The organism is Chitinophaga terrae (ex Kim and Jung 2007), from assembly GCF_900107795.1.
Lineage (GTDB): Bacteria > Bacteroidota > Bacteroidia > Chitinophagales > Chitinophagaceae > Chitinophaga > Chitinophaga terrae.
The window spans coordinates 54,369-71,090 of sequence record NZ_FNRL01000011.1 but is presented as its reverse complement, the minus strand read 5'-3'; the positions used below and the strand labels follow the sequence as shown (position 1 = coordinate 71,090).

Sequence of the window (16,722 nt, the reverse complement as noted above, 5' to 3'; positions counted from 1 at the left end):
AGCTAAATTGTAAGTACAATTTTTCCTGCGGTACGACGGGTTTCTACCTGGGTATGAGCTTCCGCGATAGATGTAAAAGGATAAGTTTTAGCGATGTGGGATTTTATCAGGCCCTTAGACATCAGATCGGCGAAGGCTCTAAGATCTGCTCCGTTAAATTGTAACGCTCTTAAAGATAAATTTACTTTTTTTTCTTTTGCCCGGGATACCAGTTCCTTATCTGGCAGAGCTAAGATCGAAATAATAGAACCACCCGGTTTGGTAATATCAATAGAACGTTCTAAAGTTTCTCCGCCTATAGTATCAAACACCCAATCAACATCTTTAACTACCTCCCAGAAATTTTCAGCCTGGTAATCGATATGCCTGTCAGCGCCGAGAGCCATTACAAAATCGCGGTTCCTGGCGGAAGAGGTCGCAATTACCTCCGCACCCAGGTATTTGGCTATCTGCACTGCATAGTGGCCCACTCCGCCCGAAGCGCCATGAATGAGGATCTTATCGCCTTTTTTGATATTCATTCCGTGCACTAATGGCTGCCAGGCAGTTAATCCGGCCATTGGAGCGGCAGCAGCTTCCTCGAATGTAATATTCCCGGGTTTATGGGCTAACAACCCCGCATCTACAGCCACGTATTCTGCATATCCGCCGGCATTTTGAAGAAGCGCAAAAACTGCGTCCCCAATCTCAAATCCATCCGTATTTTCAGCCTTTTCAACAACCTCTCCGGCTATATCCCAACCCATTATAACCGGTCGCTGGTCGCCGAATATATGATTGATAAATGAGGGGGTGCTGCGATAAATTGCATCCGCTGGGTTTATGCCAATGGCTTTAACCTTAACCAGAACTTCACCGCTTTTTAAAGCAGGTTTCTGTGCTTCGCCGGGCACCAGCTTGTCAGGTCCGCCGGCCTCGTATAATAAATATGCTTTCATGGTTCAAAATTCGGAACAAATCGCAATCGTGGTTTAGCCAAAACGGGTTAATGTTTAGCCTAAACGGAGAGCGCCCTATCGCCCTATCTAAGTGATCGTTCCAGGCAATCTTCCTCCCCAAATTTTCATGTCCCGATTTTTCTTGTAATCAGCAAATATTGTTATAGTATTGTATTGCCTTATACCTAAAATCAAATCGAATGAAACTTGTTTACCTATCCCTAAGTGTAGCATTCCTTAGCCTTTCTGCCTATGCCCAAAAAACTTCTATCAAATGGGGCGATGAATTCAATCTTCGTAAAGGCAGTACCGACCTGCGGGTGATATCCGTAGAAAAGAACGCCGCCTACCTGCAGGAAAGCCATCCCGCCCTGAAATCATATTTCGTTGTAGGCGCTACTATGAGAGAATCCGCCTCGCTCGTGAAGATAGATAAAGACCTGAAAGAAGTCTATCGTAACGATTTCAATAAAGAGCTGCGCGGAAAAGAGTTTGTACAGTTCCTTCCGTTCGAGGATAAACTATATCTCTTCTCGTCAGATTACAGCAAACGAGACAGAACCCTTGAAATTTATGCGTCCGCAATAGATAAAAATACAGGGGAATTAACAGGGGAGTTCAGACAGGTTGCTTCGTTTCTCAAAGAAGAGAAGAAAGATGACATCGACTTTAAGATCACTTACAATGCCGACAGTTCAAGGGTTTTAATAGTAAGCAGCGTAAAGGGTGCAGAGAAAAATATTTATAAAGTGCAGGAACTGGGCAAGAACCTGAGAGCAGCAGGCCGCCCCGTAACTTTAACCAATGAGTTTGAAGAAGACAAATACCAGCTGGAAGACCTGCTGTATACAAGCGACCGTAAGATCATCCTTGTAGGCCGGATGTATGAATATGAAGAAGGGAAAAAACAAAAAAAGAAATTCCTTGATTTTACCAACTACAACATCCGAATCTATAACGATAAAGGGAAACAACAATCAGAGCTCAATACAACCATCAACGGCAAATGGCTTATCAGTACTAAGCTGGTACAGGAAAAAAACAAAGATCTCGTACTTGCTGCCTTCTACAGCAATCAGAAAAAAGGGAAGACCATAGACGGCCTATTGGTTCAAAGAATTAATACCGCCGACGGAACAGCAATATCAACCAGCGATAAACCTATCAACAATTCGTTATTGAACGGTATGGATGACGATAATAACGAGGATGTAGATGATAAAGAAGACAGTAAAGAAGAAAGAAAAATGCGTGAAAGCCTCGCCAAATTAAAGGATGAAGGCGAAGGATTCTCAAAATATATGCAGTTCAGGAACATCTTCTACACAGAAGATAAAGGGCTTGTTATTTTTGCAGAACATTTTCATCATTACATCACCACCTCACAATCTTATACCTCGGGCGTTAACGGGATGCCCGGCACCTGGTCGACCACTACCTATTCCAACTACATTTCGGGAGACCTCCTGATGTGTAAAATCGATGCCTCAGGGAATATCAACTGGTTGCAGATACTTCCTAAAATGCAACGGGAGGTAATACGATATGGCAGCTACAGAACTCCGGGCTATGGGTTCAGCATGCATATGAGCTACTTCGCGGAAGGCAACCGGCCATTTTACTCCGGCTTTGGCGCAATTCAATCCGGCAACACCATTCACATCCTCTTCAACGATAACACCAAAAATTCCGGTATCGTACAAGCCGGGCAAAAGGCAAAATCGACCGTTCGTTTTTCGAAAACAGATTGCTATGTTCTGGACCTGGACGAGAATACAGGAAAGCTCTCCAGGAAAACATTCTTCTCCAATAAAGATGTACCCACCGCTATGCCAAGGTTAGGCGCGGTTATAGGAAATGATATGTATATGGTTGGAAAATCAGACAGGATGATCGGTAAAAGCAAAATAGCCGTAGCTAAAATCTCAATGGAGTAATAGCGCCTAAGAATTTTTCGGGCCTCGCGTTACAAGACGCGAGGCTTTTTATTTTCAACCAAAGGCTTTTGAAATTAAGGCAGATTTTTTCTAATCTTGCCCTAAACATTCTGCCTTGCATCAACTATCAGACATCCGGCAATTATATAACCCTGTTCAACCAACCGTTAAACAGTCGGCCGATCATGTCACGTATGCAGAACTTATGCCGGCTCCGGGACTGCAACAATTCATTTACTGCTACTGGCAACTCCGGACAACCCAAGCACTATCGGAACAGTTTATTTACCGGGTAGTAGCCGATGGATGCATTGATATTTATTTTGAACTCAACAACCCCAGGGACAGCTACGTCATGGGATTCTGCAAAAAATTCACTGAATTCCCCCTGGGCAATGTTTTCAACTATGTGGGCATACGTTTCCTTCCAACCATGTTCCCTCAACTGTTCAAAATAAATGCAAAAGAACTCAGCAACCGGTTCGAACAACTGGATAACGTAATTCCTTCAACGGCAGATTTTATCAGCAATCACCTGGGTATTGAACAAACGCCTGCACAGATTAAAGAAATATTCGATCGCTATTTTTTGGATCTTCTTTCCAAAACCTCCTTCAACCACGATAACAGGCTGTACGACGCCATACACCTGATATTGCGGCATTGCGGTACAATAGATATTGAACAGGGACTTGATACCGGGATCAGCTCCCGGCAGCTGAGAAGGCTGTTTGACTACTACGTGGGAGATACCGCTAAAACCTTCAGCAAGGTTGTTCGCTTCCAGCATATACTCAGGGCCAAACCATCCACCCAGAGCCTCAGAAAGAACAAACTATTTTTTGACGCAGGGTATTACGACCAGGCGCATTTTATTAAGGAATTCAGGAATTTTTATGGTGTAACTCCTTCCAAAGCATTCGGAAGATAGTTTGTCCGATTTTTACAATGTTGTATTCCCGGTAAGATGGAATTTTGTTCCATCATTAGGAATTATGAAACAACTTACTGTACTATTTGTAGCAATTTGCCTGGCAACAGGCGCTTATTCTCAAAAAAATAAACCCGCCATGAAACTGAATGCAGGTATCGTAACCGACAGGCTGAAAGAAAGTAAGGACTTCTACACAAAGGTCCTGGGCTTCGGCGTGACTTTCGAAAATGAATTCTATCTTCTTCTGCACACTCCCGGTAAAACAGCCGAAATAAGCTTTTTACTGCCCGATCACCCAAGTCAGCAGCCCTTGTTCCAGAAACCATTCCCGGGCCAGGGAATGTACCTTACAATTGAAGTAGAGGATGTCGACAAATTGTATGAAGAAATTAAAAAGAAAGAGGTCCCGGTCATTATAGCTATCAGGGATGAGCCATGGGGCGACAGGCATTTTGCCATAAAAGACCCTAACGGGGTAGGAATTGATATTGTAAAATATACCGCACAGGAATAGCCGGAAATATAGACAGGGAAAGCATCAATCCTTTCCCTATTTCTTTTTATCTTTAGAAGGCTAAACAGAACAGGATGAAAGTAACATATCTAACACCCACTGAACAGGTTTCAGAATATGTACAAAACATTCTTGTTATAGAAGAGCATCAGCTTGCCAACCCTTTTTCCTTACCGCTATACGCCAACGGATGCCCTACTTTACTGTTCCAGACAGCCAAAGGAAGGATCCGGGACTCAGCAAATCACCTGACCCTGTTCGGGCAAACGGTTTCCCCCGAACAATTGCTCATTAACGAAAGCTTTACGCTCATTGCCTATTTCCTCCGGCCATACGCCATCAACTCCCTGTTCGGTATCCCCGCCAGCGAGCTAAAAGACAAGCCTATTGACCTCCAACTCGTCTATTCTTCCCATTCCTTCCAGGAACAGTTATTGAATGCGGGAGATGTGGAACAGATGATAAAGCTGATCGATCAATACTTTCTTTCCCTTATCGCCAGGATCAGGACAGATGATCAGTTGATCAGGTACGCCACTCAACAGATCATTGAACAGCCGTTCAAAGATGTGCTGTTAAAAACACAAAAGGAACTTTTCGTAACCGAAAGAACCTTCCAGCGGTTATTCGAAAAAAGTGTAGGATTATCACCCAATCAATTCAGGAAGATAAACCAGTTCAACAAAGCATTCCAACAGCTGAACAGGCGGCAGTTTTCCAGCTTTGCGGATATTGCATTCGAAAACGGGTATGCCGATCAAAGCCATTATATCCGCACCTTTAAAGAATTCACCGGTCTTACCCCTAAAGAATACCTGGACCTGATCTCAGGACTCTGAAATTCCATTTTGTCGGGTTTGTTCTATACCGCCATCTCCCTTTTCCCCAAATTTGTATCAAAATAAATGATATGCGTAAACTTATAGTAACCGAATGGGTGTCTTTAGATGGAATTTTTGACGCCAATTATATGCCTCAATGGTGGATGCCATTTGACAGCGCTGAAAGACAAAAATATATCCAGGACACGATCAACAACTGCGAGATCATGTTGTACGGCAGAACCACTTACGAAATGCTCTATCCTTACTGGTCGTCGTTCTCCCATAACGAACAGGGAGTAGCCGACAGGTTGAACCAGGGCAAGAAATATGTTGTATCCTCCACGCTTCAAAATGGCCCCTGGAACAATACGGAAGTCCTTGGCAACAATTTCGTTGAGGCTTTATCTGAGATCAAAAAAAACGGCGATGGTTATATCCTGCTGCAGGGAAGTTCCAGCCTGCTGAAGCCCTTACTGGAAGCGGGACTGGTAGACGAACTGAAATTGCTGGTTAATCCCGCCATTGTAGGGGAAGGGAAAAAACTATTCAGCGAGCAGGTGAATTGTGAGTTGGAGCTGGTGAACTCGCAGGCATTGGAGAAAAATGTATTGCAGCTTACTTACAAGCCGGTTGTAAAAGCCAAATAAACAAGGGGCTTCCGGTAAGCCCCTTGCAGTTTCTTACAACGTCAGGCCACCGTCCATGGTGATCTCGGCGCCAGTAATAAACCTGGCCGAATCGCCTGAAAGGTAAACTACCCATTTGGCTATGTCTTCGGCCGCTCCCATTCTTTTCAGCGGGATCTGTAATACCAGTTGCCTGGTCAACTGCTGAAGACTATCCTCATCCAGGCCCGACTTGCTCAGTATTTCTGTTTTGGTTGGGCCGGGGCTTACGATATTCACCCTGATATTTCTTGCCGCCAGCTCGGCCGCCGCCGTTTTAGCAATGGAATTCAGCGCGGCTTTACTTGCCTGGTATACGGAGCTGTTGGCATGATAGGTAGAAGCCACAATGGAAGAGAGGATTACCACGGAAGCGCCATCGCTTAACAAGGGAATGAATTTGCTCAGGGTGAAATAAGCTCCCCTGAAATTGATGCCCATTACACTGTCGAAGTTCTCCGTGGTCATTTGTTCTATAGGCAACTGCACACCGGTTATCCCGGCGTTGACGAACAGGATATCTACTTTTCCATATTGTTTTTTCACCTCGTCGAACAGCAGGGCGGTGTCTTCAATCTTTGCCTGGTCGGCTACAAACGGCAAGGCTCCTATTTCTGCAGCCGCCTTTTCTATAGCTTCCCTGCGCCGGCCGGTAATGATCACTGTTGCTCCCTGCGCTACCAATTCTTTGGCTGTAGCGTAGCCAATTCCACTATTCCCGCCTGTTACGATCGCAATTTTGTCTTTTAATTCTTTCATGATTGATAAGTTTTTGACAAAGGTATCGGCAAATTGATATACTTTTGTAACCAGTATAACAAAGTATACCAGGTATAATATTATGTTACGAAATCAGAAAGAAGAATTACAGGCGTTGCAAGACACCCTTTATTTCATCGGGGGCAAATGGCGGCTGCCTATCATCAACTCCATCTGCAACGGTAACAGGCGGTTCAGGGAAATTGAACGCAGTATTCCCGGGATCACTACCAGGATGCTGTCGAAAGAACTAAAAGAAATGGAAATGAACAAGCTTGTGAAAAGAACGGTATATACAGATACTCCTGTGTTGGTAGAATACGAGCCTACCGAGTATTGCCGTTCATTTGGCAATATCATTACAGAGATGATCAACTGGGGAAAAAAGCATAAGAAGATAGTGATCCAGAAATAGGCGTCGCAAACTGGTAAAGCTGCATTGGCAGGCCGGCCGCTACAAACCGATATATAATAAAATTTCTAAATACAAATTAGCTTTTACCTTGCAGTTGATCGACAAAACCTTACCGTTCATCGATGAGCCATAGAGATACCCCCAGGATGCATTATCTTGGCGGCTGGTTAACGCTATACACTTTATAGCCCCTTTATGAAGTACTGTTTTAGGTTCTGCTTTTTTCTTTTCATTCTGATACTGGATTGCCGGAATAGCGATGCCCGACAACAACCTGCGGATACTAACGCCATTCATACCTGGCTGAAGATTGCCACACAGAAACTGGATGCCAATGAACCCGATTCGGCTGAATATTACATCCTGAAGGCAAACGCCAGGGCCAAAGAATTGAACCTCACTAAAGAAAGGATAAAATGCCTGGGCAATTATGCAAACCTGCTTTTCTCCCGCCTTCGGTATAAAGAGGCCTTGCAGGTATCCCAGGAGCAGTTAAGCATAAGCCAGCAATCCGGCAATTACGCCGGGGCGGCCAATGCCTACAATAATATGTCTATCCAATACAGGTCGCTGGGACAATTGCAACTGGCTGCCGAAAGCATGTTAAAAGGCATCAGGCTCATTGAAGGACTAAAAGACTCCGTCAATCTCCGCAAATATTATAACAACCTGGCCTCCGTGTTCCTAGACCTGGGCGACGCCCGGAACAGTCTTTATTATTCCCGCAAAAGCGTAGCCATTGCGATGGCGCTAAAAGACACCCTCCTTACAGCCAGAAGTATGATCAACCTGGCTTCCAGCGAAGTATTGGACAATAAATACGACTCGGCCATCGCTCATCTTAAACAGGTGATCAATATCGCTAAATCTAAAGAGGATGCCGATCTGCTGCTTTATTCCTACATCAACGTAGGAGAGATCTACAACAAGATCATGCAGCCTCATATAGCCATCACTTACTATGAGAAAGCCAGCGCTATGCTGAAAAAGGAGCCGAATACAGACTTCCAGATGTATACAGACTATGGAATGGCCTATTCGTACTATAATCTTAACGAACCGGTATTAGCGAAAAAATACCTGGATAAGGTCATTGTACCGGCTGGTGAGCTGATGCCTAAAAACGATCTGAAAGAAGTATACCAACTGGGATCAAAGATCAACGAGCAGCTCAACAACGCTTCAGAGGCCTTAAAGTTCCTGAAACGGTATACCGCCCTCAATGATTCTATTATCAACGAAAAGACCCAGAAAACAATACATGAGGCGGAAATCAAATTCCAGAGCTCTAACAAAGAAAAAGCCATTGTTCAGCAACAGCTGCTGATAAGCAATAAGAACATTGAACTGCAGAAAAAGAACAGGCTGATACTGATCTCCATCGTAGCCATCACCCTGCTGGTAAGCGGCTGTATCATCATCTACCTGATCTACAGGAACAAAAACCAGTTGATAGAACTGAGCCTCTTAAAGGCACAGATCCATCCTCATTTCCTGTTCAATACACTCAATAATCTATACGCCCTGACGCTCAACAAATCCGATCAATCTCCGGGCGTAGTAATGGAGCTTTCGCATATACTGCGGTATATCCTGTACGAGTGCAATACAACCACGGTATCGTTGGAAAAAGAACTGAAGATGATTGAACGGTATATCTCGTTAGAAAAAATACGCTATGGCAATCATCTCGAAGTGAATATGAGTTTATCGGGTAACCTGGAAAATCATAACATTGTACCATTATTGCTTCTTCCCCTGGTAGAAAACGCATTTAAACACGGCATCGGCAAACTGGCCGAGGAAGGATGGATCAATATTTCCGCGGGCATTAAAGACAACAGGTTTACGTTTAAAATATCCAACAATAAATTACCATCCGCCGACGGCAATGCACAGCGCTCAGATTATGGAAATATAGGACTGTATAATATACGCAAACGCCTGGATATCCTTTACCGGGGTAAATATGACCTGAAGATCATTGATGAAGAAGACGTTTTTGTAGTAGTGATGAAGATCGAACTTGAACCAAATAAAGCAGGCAGGATGTAGTTGATCGATGAAAATTTGCGGTATATCTTCGATATAAAAACAATGCAGATAGAGGATATATCTTTGCTGGTATCTGTTTATGCACTAAAATGACCCAAACACTTGTGAAACATATTATCTTCTGGATAATCGTCACTTTCGTACTCACCATTTTTTATGGTATGGGTATGCCCAACTATGGCATTTCCCTGATCGTGATCCTCTCCATCCTGCCTGTACACATCGCTTACTTCTATACTATCGTTTACTGGATACTTCCGCGCTTCCTTTATCGCCGGAAATACCCCCAGCTCTTTTTATCCCTGTTGTTCAACGCCTTTGTTGCCGCTTTGCTTTTCAGGCTGCTGGAAATAGGGTTCACAGACCCGTTTATCCTGAAAGCGGTAAGGGCAGAACGGCCCGACTATCAATGGCATAAACTGGATGGCACATTCTGGCAGCAACTGACCAAACCAATTTACATAGTTAACGCGCTGGAACAAAGCAACCTGGTTGTTTGGGTAGCCGTATCACTCAAATTTGTGCAGATGTGGTACGAAAAAAGGCAACTGGCCGTACAATCTGAACTCAGCGCTCTTAAAAGCCAGATACATCCGCACTTCCTCTTCAATACATTGAACAACCTCTATGCGCTTACGCTGAAGCAATCCACACAATCGCCCGCTATTGTACTGGGATTATCTGATATACTCCGGTATATGTTATACGAATGCAGTACAGATAATGTTGCATTAAAAAGAGATGTTGAGATCATGCAGCATTACGTAGAGCTGGAGAAGCTGAGATATGAAGAGCGTTTAGACCTTAACTTCAGCGTCAGCGGCCGGATAACAGATCAGCGGATCCCGCCCCTGTTAATGCTCCCGCTGATAGAAAATGCTTTTAAACACGGCACCAGCGAAACCGTGGAAGATGCCTGGATCAATATAGATCTGTCGGTTAAAGGACATAAACTGAAATTCAAAATATCCAATAGCAAACCGCCGGAGAGCAATAAAAAAACAGGCGGACAAATAGGCCTGGATAACGTAAGAAAAAGGCTGGCACTGCTTTTCCCATATGCGCATCAGCTGCAGGTATTCGATGAAGAAGAAATATTCGTCGTAATACTGCAACTGGACCTCAAACAAAATCTGGTACAAAATGAGAATTAAAACATTGATCGTGGATGACGAACCCCACGCCATTGAAGTGATTGAAAAGTACACTGAAAATTTTCCCGAGATAGAACTGATCGGTAAATGCAACAATGCCATCCAGGCATTCCAGGTATTGCAACAAAACAAGATCGACCTGATCTTTCTTGACATAAAAATGCCCGGCCTGCTGGGAACTGATTTCATTCGCAGTCTTAAGCACCCGCCTAAGGTAATTTTCACCACTGCATACCAGGACTATGCCCTGGAAGGGTTCGACCTCAGTGCGGTAGACTACCTGCTCAAACCTATCCCGTTCGACAGGTTCCTGAAAGCCATAGACAAAGTATTTGCGCTGTTCAAGGTGAACGGTTCTCAAAAGATCAGCATCGCGGAAAAACCCGCCGATCAAAAGAACGACACCTTCCTGTACCTGCGGGTAGAAAGAAAAATGGTGAAAGTTAATGTTGCAGATATTTACTGGATAGAAAGCCTGAAAGATTATGTAAAAGTGGTGTTGAAAGATAAGGTGCTGATATCGAAACAAAAGATCAGCTTACTGGAAGAGCTGTTACCCGAAGAAAAATTCATGCGCATCCATCGTTCTTTCATTGTATCTACAGAAAAGATAGAAAGCTACCATGCATATTCGATAGAGCTGTTGGGAATGGAATTACCGATAGGAAGGAATTACAAAACAGAATGCCACAAGCGGCTGAAAAATATATAAAAAAAGCACCCGGAAATAATTCCAGGCGCTTGTCAAACGTAAACCTAAAAAGTATATTTAATACCGATTCCACCATATTCGGCAGAGAAACCACTATTATCATCATACCCGTCTTTCAGCAGGAATGAAGGTTGCCAGTCGGCGCTCACCGCTACAGGGAAGCCCCTGAACTTGTATTCAGCGCCCAGTATGGCGGTAAGTCCATAATATGTTTCTCCTTTTTTACCATAATATGCTTCGTAAACATCCCTGTATTTCTTCTTCAAAGTAAACCGCCCGCCGAACAAACCGGCGCCTGCAAACCACCGGAGGCCGGACACGGGTATATCTCCATGATATTCGTACAGTAACGATAAGGTCAGATCTGTACCTACATTACGGTATCCCCGTATTTTGAATATCGCCTCAGCAGCATGATTTGGTTTGAAGAAATGCTTCCCGGTTACGGCAACTCCCCAGAGGAATTTCAGTCCAACCGCAGAAGAGTAAAGTGCCTGCTGGCTGTTATAAGCCGATGGGGTAACAGACACCTTCTCTTCTTTTTGGGAAGTAACTGCTGGTTTAGATTCAGCAGGCGGGTTTTCGGTTTTAGGAGCAACGTCTTCTGTTTTTTTGGAATTAACAGTAGTGGATGCGTCAGTAGATTTAGCTGTAGTCGCCGGCTGTGACGCCGGCTTTTTGACTGCAGCTGGTTTAGCATTAGTTTTTGGGGCTGGCTTCTTTTGAGTTGATTTTACCTGGGCTGTTGTTGCCAGTTCAAAACAAAAGAATAATGCAAACAGAGATAAAATTGTTTTCAAGTGCTTCATTGCTTTTTTAGGGATTATTAAATCTGCTATTAAATTTTTTTAAGCAGAAAATGGGGAATAATAATATATACAGGAGTTGCTGTACCAGGTAGGCAGGTTGCTCCAGCCGGTATGTCTTTCCATATCTTTTCAGCAGGTATACCATAACAGGAAGTGAAGGCCGTCCTTTGCTGTCTGTGGCTCCTTCGTTAGAAAGCCGGGCCATGGTACGGAGGAATACCGCGGTATCCATGGCCGGCTCCACCCGCCAGTTGACAATGGTTTTCCTGAAACCTGAATTCCATGTACTATGCCTGATATTTTTGGGGATGTGGATCAACGATCCCTGCCTGTAAACATTGATCTCCCCATTCATCCTTATTGTCAGTTCTCCTTCCACTACCTGTATATACTCATCCTGGAACGGATGGTAATGAATGGGGGGTTCTACTGAAAAAGGCAGGTAGGTCGATTGTATTTCCAGGGAATTATCATTGGTTTCAATGAACCTGATAGCCTGACCGGTTACCAGGTTCTTAATCGTTTGATCGCACATAAAAGACCTTGCTACTGGATCGCTTTCAATTGAGTGGTGGTAGTTTCGCCTTCAGATACTGATACTGTTTTCACAGGCCCGATTTTATGCGCCATATAGGTAGTTTCCTGGGTCCTGTGTGTTTCATCCGTCATTACGGTTTGACCGAGCTTCAGCACTATCCTGGTGTCGTATTCGTTCACGAACTTGGTGCATTTGAACTTGCCTGCAGGCACTGTAATATCTTCAACTGCTTTCACCTCGCCGCCGTAGTATTTTACAGTTTGTGTCAACTCCAGGGTCTGGCCATCTTCTGTTTTCAGTTTAAGTTTTAAACCTTGTTCTGCCTCTCCCTGGAATGTTAATTTCCTGCCTACTTCCATAGGATTTTCGTACAGCCGGTATGCGGGGTAACCGATCATAGTAGATTCTTCAACGGTATAGCCGTTTGCAATCAGGTCGGCAATGGCTTTATACCAGAACTCCGGTATATTCATGCCGTAAACTGTTTTACCGTTTGTTACGAAAGTGCTGCTGTTGGAGGTCACTTCTATGTCTTCGCTGACTGCCTTTGTAGCAACGTAGTAAACTTTAAGGCCCGCTGAGTCTTTTGAACCGGCTACCCATGTAGTCATGTTCATTGTTTCATCTCCGCCTGTCAGTTCGTACACATACTTTTTGTTGTTTTCGGGGATATAACTTTCTTCTTTGTTATTCCCTCCTCCGGGATCATCTGTTTTGTTCTTGTCCTTTTTACAAGCTGTTAATAAACCTGCCAGCGCCACTATAAGGGTTGCTGATCTGAATAAACTGGGGTAACTGTTACTTCTTGTCATTTTGTGAAATTTTTGTTTTGACACTGCAATATTGGATCGAAAATTTTTTCTCTGCAAGCACTATGGACACAAGGCGGGCACACCGGTATTTACGACCTGAAAACGGGCATGAACCGCACTTCCGCTGAATTAGCTGCAATGCGGATGATAAATAATGCAGTTCGTCGACAAAACTGTTATTTACGGATATATGGGGATAGGAGTGCTGTTATTTATACCGGCAATTGAAGATCATTGTATTCAAATCAGATTCTTGCGGTCCGGGGGCTTCAGGAGTTGATTTACTAAGCATCGCTCATCACTTGTTATAAGCGGCGGCGCTTTAAACAAGCGCCTGCCGCTACTTTTTCAAGGCCATGGATTCTGGTACACGGCATGGTTCAGATGCAGTTCCCTGCACGATAACACAAGGTTTATCTGCATAGCCTGTTCGTTCACCGCGTTGAATTTCTCGCTGTAGCCAATACAGTATCCGTCTGTAAACTGCAATGTTTTAAGTTTCGACATGGCATCCCGCCTGAAGAAGACGATGCTGCCGCTTTTTGTAAGCGTGTTGGAGATCATCCAGTCAAATAACCTGGTATGGCCTGTAGATTCGACCAGCAGATGGATCAATCCTCCTTTAGGCCTGGCAATGGGTTTGCCGGAATAATCGACCTGCTGGGATAAGGAAAACCTGCATTCAAGGATGTTCAATTCCTCTCCGTCAATGTTTAATGTGGCTTTAAAAGACATGGTTGTATTAGGTTAACAAATGAAGAAAGCGCAAACTTAAGGATAAGTTATCAGATCAGGTCGAATGCCTGTGCAAAACTGGTTATATCGTAACTCGACTGGGCGCCGATTTTGGCTTTGATGTTACGGCGGTGGGTGATGGCGGTTTTCTCGGAAATATTAACCTTTACGGCTATTTCGGAAGCGCTGAAACCGAGAGCCAGCAGGCGCAGTATTTCTTTTTCCCTTTTGGTGAGAACGGCAAAGATATGTTGATTGCGTCTCAGGAAATTGTTCTCTTCCAGCAGCCTGTTAACTTTACTTGTAACATGATGCAGCGGATCGATGGGTATCACGCAGGTAATGATATGTGTAGGCAGGCCGTTTGCGTCGCGGATAAAAACCCTGGTAGATCCCAGGTACCAGGCCCAGTCGGCCGATTGAGCCGTTCTGACCTGTTGGAAAAAAGTAACTGCTTCGTTGGCTGATGCGGGCGCCCGGAGCATCTTTTCGATCTTGGGAACATAATCTGCCGCGTCGTGGGGATTAAAGAACCTGGTGTAGTAGGATTCACCCATGGCTTTTAGTTCGTCCAGCGATACGCCCAGTTCCTGCCTGCCGCGGGGCGACATATATTCTACATGATTCTTCATAACGTTCATAACGATTATAACGGCTGGAATTTCTGAATCAATTAACTGTAAGGCCTGCAGCTTCTCCATCAGGCCATTCGTAGTACTATCGAATTCTCTGTGCTCTGTCATGTAAGCGGTGCTGATCTTGTATAGGTGAAAGCAGTGTGACTAATTGTTATAACAAATGTATAAAAAAGAAGGGTCCATTCTGGTGAATAGACCCTTTTTTGGGGAAATAAATATGGTGATATATTAAAAAGTTTATCGACTTAAGTAGTATTGGTGCAAATATAAGACAGCCCGACAATCTGTCAAATACCTATTTCTAAGTATTTTTTTATTTTTTAGTAAAGAAAGATGACCTTAAAACAGTATACCCGTTTACGTTATATGCAATGTATTGAGTGAGTTGTACTTAATAAAGAAGTGTTGCGGGGAGGCGAGGGAGTTGTATGGCAGTCTTTCCGCGCCGGGCAGGTAATTATTTTTTACCGCAGCGTTCCCCTGGAAAAACGAGGCTGCCTGATCTTTCCCTGTCACAGGCCAGGGGGTATTCTATCTAAATTATAATACTTTTTTATCCATTCATCGCACTTAAACAACTGGCATCGTTATTTTGAACCATGATATAATATCGTCTAAACCTGGCAATTAAAAGAGTTTACAGAAATTTTCTTTTTTCATACCTAATGCTTAATTTCATAATGTTTTTTTATCTGGTTGAATAACCTATTCCACGTACCAAATTGCTTCGCATCTTAGTATGAAGAGTAAAATTTTAAGGGAAATAACACCACTGACACAGAGCGACTGCTTTACCTTGTTCTCCAGGGAGAAAAGGGATTTCGACTTTCCCCTGCATTATCATGATGAGTTTGAGCTGAATTTTATCCAGTACGGAAAGGGAGCCAAACGTATTATCGGCGATCATATAGAAGAGATCGACGAGCTGGAGCTGGTGCTGGTAGGGCCTAACCTGCAACATGGCTGGTTCAATCACAAGCATGACGGGCGGTTGATGAAAGAGATCACCATACAGTTCCACCGCGACCTGTTCGACGAGAAATTCCTGCAACGGAACCAGATGAGTTTTATCAGGAATATGTTTGAGAAATCTTTGCGCGGCATCCTCTTTTCGACAGAAACCACCAGACTGCTGATGCCGAGGCTGATGAAGCTGGCGCAGCAACAGGGGTTCGATTCGGTGCTGGAGCTGATGTCGATACTCCACGACCTTTCGACCAGCCGGAATATGCGCATCCTTTCCGACGCCACTTTCGGCAACGTAGAGTCCTTTTCCTATAATAGCAGGAGAGTGGAAAAGATTATGAACTACCTGAACGCCAATTTCGATAAAAATGTTTCCCTGGGTGAGGCTGCCAGGCTGGCATCTATGACAGAAGTTGCCTTCAGCAGGTTTTTCAAGGCCAGAATCGGGAAAACATTCGTGGATACCCTTATCGAAATACGGCTCGGACACGCCAGCAGGATGTTAATAGACACCACTCATACGGTGAATGAAATAGCATACAAGTGCGGTTTTAATAATATTTCCAACTTCAACAGGATCTTTAAAAAGAAAAAAGATTGTACGCCAAAAGAGTTCAGGATGGCGTATACAGCGTCGGGCACAAGAACCTTTGTTTAAAAAATGCTTCAAACCTTGCGTTAAAAGCTTAACTTTGCGGCCGCATGCAGAACTTTATGTTTTTAAAGCCAAACTGTTTTATTAATGACGCGGCGTTTGACTGGCTGTATCCTGAAAAGGTGCAACAACATTCGAAACGGCATTGGACGCCCCTGGGCATCGCTAAAACAGCCGCACGCTTCCTTGCATATGCGCCCGGCAAAAAAATCTTGGATATTGGTAGCGGAGTGGGTAAATTTTGCCTGGTAGGAGCACGTCATTACCCCGAGGCTTACTTTTATGGAGTGGAACAACGCAACGACCTGCACCAGTATGCGCAGGATGTTAAAGCAGCCACCAACATCCATAACGCCTTTTTTATACAGGGGAATTTTACGCAAATCAACTTCTCAGAATACGACGGCTTCTATTTTTACAATGCTTTTTTTGAAAATCTGACAGATCAGGATCATATAGATCATACAGTAGAATATTCTGCCAGCATATATCACTACTATTGCCGCTATATGTTCAAACAACTGGAAAATTGCGCCAGCGGCACGCGGTTAGTGACTTTCCATAGTCTGGAAGATGAAGTTCCGCCTTGTTTTCAACTGGTAGATGCATCTAACGACTTAATGCTAAAAATGTGGATCAGAAGATAGGATACGCTATATAAA

18 protein-coding genes are annotated in these 16,722 nt (G+C 43.9%); 11 read left to right on the top strand and 7 right to left on the bottom strand.

The window, feature by feature from the left end; all coding sequences use genetic code 11:
- Positions 1 to 2 precede the first annotated feature (2 nt).
- Positions 3 to 938 carry an NADP-dependent oxidoreductase gene (locus BLV62_RS13500; RefSeq protein WP_089762459.1) on the bottom strand — a complete coding sequence of 312 codons (936 nt, stop codon included), beginning with the start codon at positions 936 to 938 and terminating at the stop codon, positions 3 to 5.
- A gap of 200 nt (positions 939 to 1,138) precedes the next feature.
- Between BLV62_RS13500 and BLV62_RS13495 the strand changes: the two genes are divergently transcribed.
- The 5 genes from BLV62_RS13495 to BLV62_RS13475 all read left to right on the top strand — a co-directional run bounded on the left by BLV62_RS13495 (position 1,139) and on the right by BLV62_RS13475 (position 5,794).
- On the top strand, positions 1,139 to 2,875 hold the full coding sequence (locus BLV62_RS13495) for a hypothetical protein (protein WP_089762457.1): 1,737 nt from the start codon (positions 1,139 to 1,141) through the stop codon (positions 2,873 to 2,875).
- A 115-nt stretch (positions 2,876 to 2,990) separates the two neighbouring features.
- The gene (locus tag BLV62_RS13490; RefSeq protein ID WP_089762455.1) at positions 2,991 to 3,806 is read left to right on the top strand and encodes an AraC family transcriptional regulator; all 816 of its coding nucleotides are present in this window, start codon (positions 2,991 to 2,993) and stop codon (positions 3,804 to 3,806) included.
- Between the two features lie 64 nt (positions 3,807 to 3,870).
- Positions 3,871 to 4,323 (top strand): VOC family protein, encoded by a 453-nt coding sequence (locus BLV62_RS13485; RefSeq protein ID WP_211117745.1) that lies wholly within the window; start codon positions 3,871 to 3,873, stop codon positions 4,321 to 4,323.
- A gap of 74 nt (positions 4,324 to 4,397) precedes the next feature.
- Positions 4,398 to 5,162, top strand: a complete 765-nt coding sequence (locus tag BLV62_RS13480) for a helix-turn-helix domain-containing protein (protein WP_089762453.1) — start codon at positions 4,398 to 4,400, stop codon at positions 5,160 to 5,162.
- A gap of 71 nt (positions 5,163 to 5,233) precedes the next feature.
- Positions 5,234 to 5,794, top strand: coding sequence for a dihydrofolate reductase family protein (locus BLV62_RS13475; RefSeq protein WP_089762452.1), 561 nt, complete (start codon positions 5,234 to 5,236; stop codon positions 5,792 to 5,794).
- 33 nt (positions 5,795 to 5,827) lie between these two features.
- On the opposite strand, the gene BLV62_RS13470 is transcribed toward BLV62_RS13475, so the two are convergent.
- Positions 5,828 to 6,571 (bottom strand): SDR family oxidoreductase, encoded by a 744-nt coding sequence (locus tag BLV62_RS13470; RefSeq protein WP_089762450.1) that lies wholly within the window; start codon positions 6,569 to 6,571, stop codon positions 5,828 to 5,830.
- Between the two features lie 82 nt (positions 6,572 to 6,653).
- Here BLV62_RS13470 and BLV62_RS13465 point away from each other — a divergent pair, with 82 nt between their 5' ends.
- From BLV62_RS13465 to BLV62_RS13450, 4 genes are all read left to right on the top strand, one after another.
- Positions 6,654 to 6,986 (top strand): winged helix-turn-helix transcriptional regulator, encoded by a 333-nt coding sequence (locus BLV62_RS13465; RefSeq protein WP_089762448.1) that lies wholly within the window; start codon positions 6,654 to 6,656, stop codon positions 6,984 to 6,986.
- A 195-nt stretch (positions 6,987 to 7,181) separates the two neighbouring features.
- Positions 7,182 to 9,041: a tetratricopeptide repeat-containing sensor histidine kinase gene (locus BLV62_RS13460; protein ID WP_089762445.1), complete on the top strand. Its 1,860-nt coding sequence runs from the start codon at positions 7,182 to 7,184 to the stop codon at positions 9,039 to 9,041.
- Between the two features lie 104 nt (positions 9,042 to 9,145).
- The gene (locus tag BLV62_RS13455) at positions 9,146 to 10,195 is read left to right on the top strand and encodes a sensor histidine kinase (RefSeq protein ID WP_225889577.1); all 1,050 of its coding nucleotides are present in this window, start codon (positions 9,146 to 9,148) and stop codon (positions 10,193 to 10,195) included.
- The gene (locus BLV62_RS13450; RefSeq protein ID WP_089762441.1) at positions 10,185 to 10,907 is read left to right on the top strand and encodes a LytR/AlgR family response regulator transcription factor; all 723 of its coding nucleotides are present in this window, start codon (positions 10,185 to 10,187) and stop codon (positions 10,905 to 10,907) included. Before BLV62_RS13455 ends, BLV62_RS13450 begins: the two co-directional genes overlap by 11 nt.
- Before the next feature lie 44 nt (positions 10,908 to 10,951).
- On the opposite strand, the gene BLV62_RS13445 is transcribed toward BLV62_RS13450, so the two are convergent.
- From BLV62_RS13445 to BLV62_RS13425, 5 genes are all read right to left on the bottom strand, one after another.
- The gene (locus BLV62_RS13445; protein ID WP_139170153.1) at positions 10,952 to 11,707 is read right to left on the bottom strand and encodes a hypothetical protein; all 756 of its coding nucleotides are present in this window, start codon (positions 11,705 to 11,707) and stop codon (positions 10,952 to 10,954) included.
- A 16-nt stretch (positions 11,708 to 11,723) separates the two neighbouring features.
- Positions 11,724 to 12,251 (bottom strand): cupin domain-containing protein, encoded by a 528-nt coding sequence (locus BLV62_RS13440; protein ID WP_089762436.1) that lies wholly within the window; start codon positions 12,249 to 12,251, stop codon positions 11,724 to 11,726.
- Between the two features lie 11 nt (positions 12,252 to 12,262).
- The gene (locus BLV62_RS13435) at positions 12,263 to 13,066 is read right to left on the bottom strand and encodes a TapB family protein (protein ID WP_089762434.1); all 804 of its coding nucleotides are present in this window, start codon (positions 13,064 to 13,066) and stop codon (positions 12,263 to 12,265) included.
- A 348-nt stretch (positions 13,067 to 13,414) separates the two neighbouring features.
- Positions 13,415 to 13,801: a type VI secretion system tube protein TssD gene (gene tssD / locus BLV62_RS13430; protein ID WP_089762432.1), complete on the bottom strand. Its 387-nt coding sequence runs from the start codon at positions 13,799 to 13,801 to the stop codon at positions 13,415 to 13,417.
- Positions 13,802 to 13,851: 50 nt separating this feature from the next.
- Positions 13,852 to 14,544 carry a helix-turn-helix transcriptional regulator gene (locus tag BLV62_RS13425; protein WP_089762430.1) on the bottom strand — a complete coding sequence of 231 codons (693 nt, stop codon included), beginning with the start codon at positions 14,542 to 14,544 and terminating at the stop codon, positions 13,852 to 13,854.
- Between the two features lie 634 nt (positions 14,545 to 15,178).
- On the opposite strand from BLV62_RS13425, the gene BLV62_RS13420 reads away from it, so the two are divergent.
- Together BLV62_RS13420 and BLV62_RS13415 are read left to right on the top strand one after the other, a co-directional pair.
- On the top strand, positions 15,179 to 16,063 hold the full coding sequence (locus BLV62_RS13420) for an AraC family transcriptional regulator (protein ID WP_089762428.1): 885 nt from the start codon (positions 15,179 to 15,181) through the stop codon (positions 16,061 to 16,063).
- A gap of 44 nt (positions 16,064 to 16,107) precedes the next feature.
- Positions 16,108 to 16,707, top strand: coding sequence for a class I SAM-dependent methyltransferase (locus tag BLV62_RS13415; RefSeq protein ID WP_089762427.1), 600 nt, complete (start codon positions 16,108 to 16,110; stop codon positions 16,705 to 16,707).
- Positions 16,708 to 16,722: the final 15 nt, after the last annotated feature.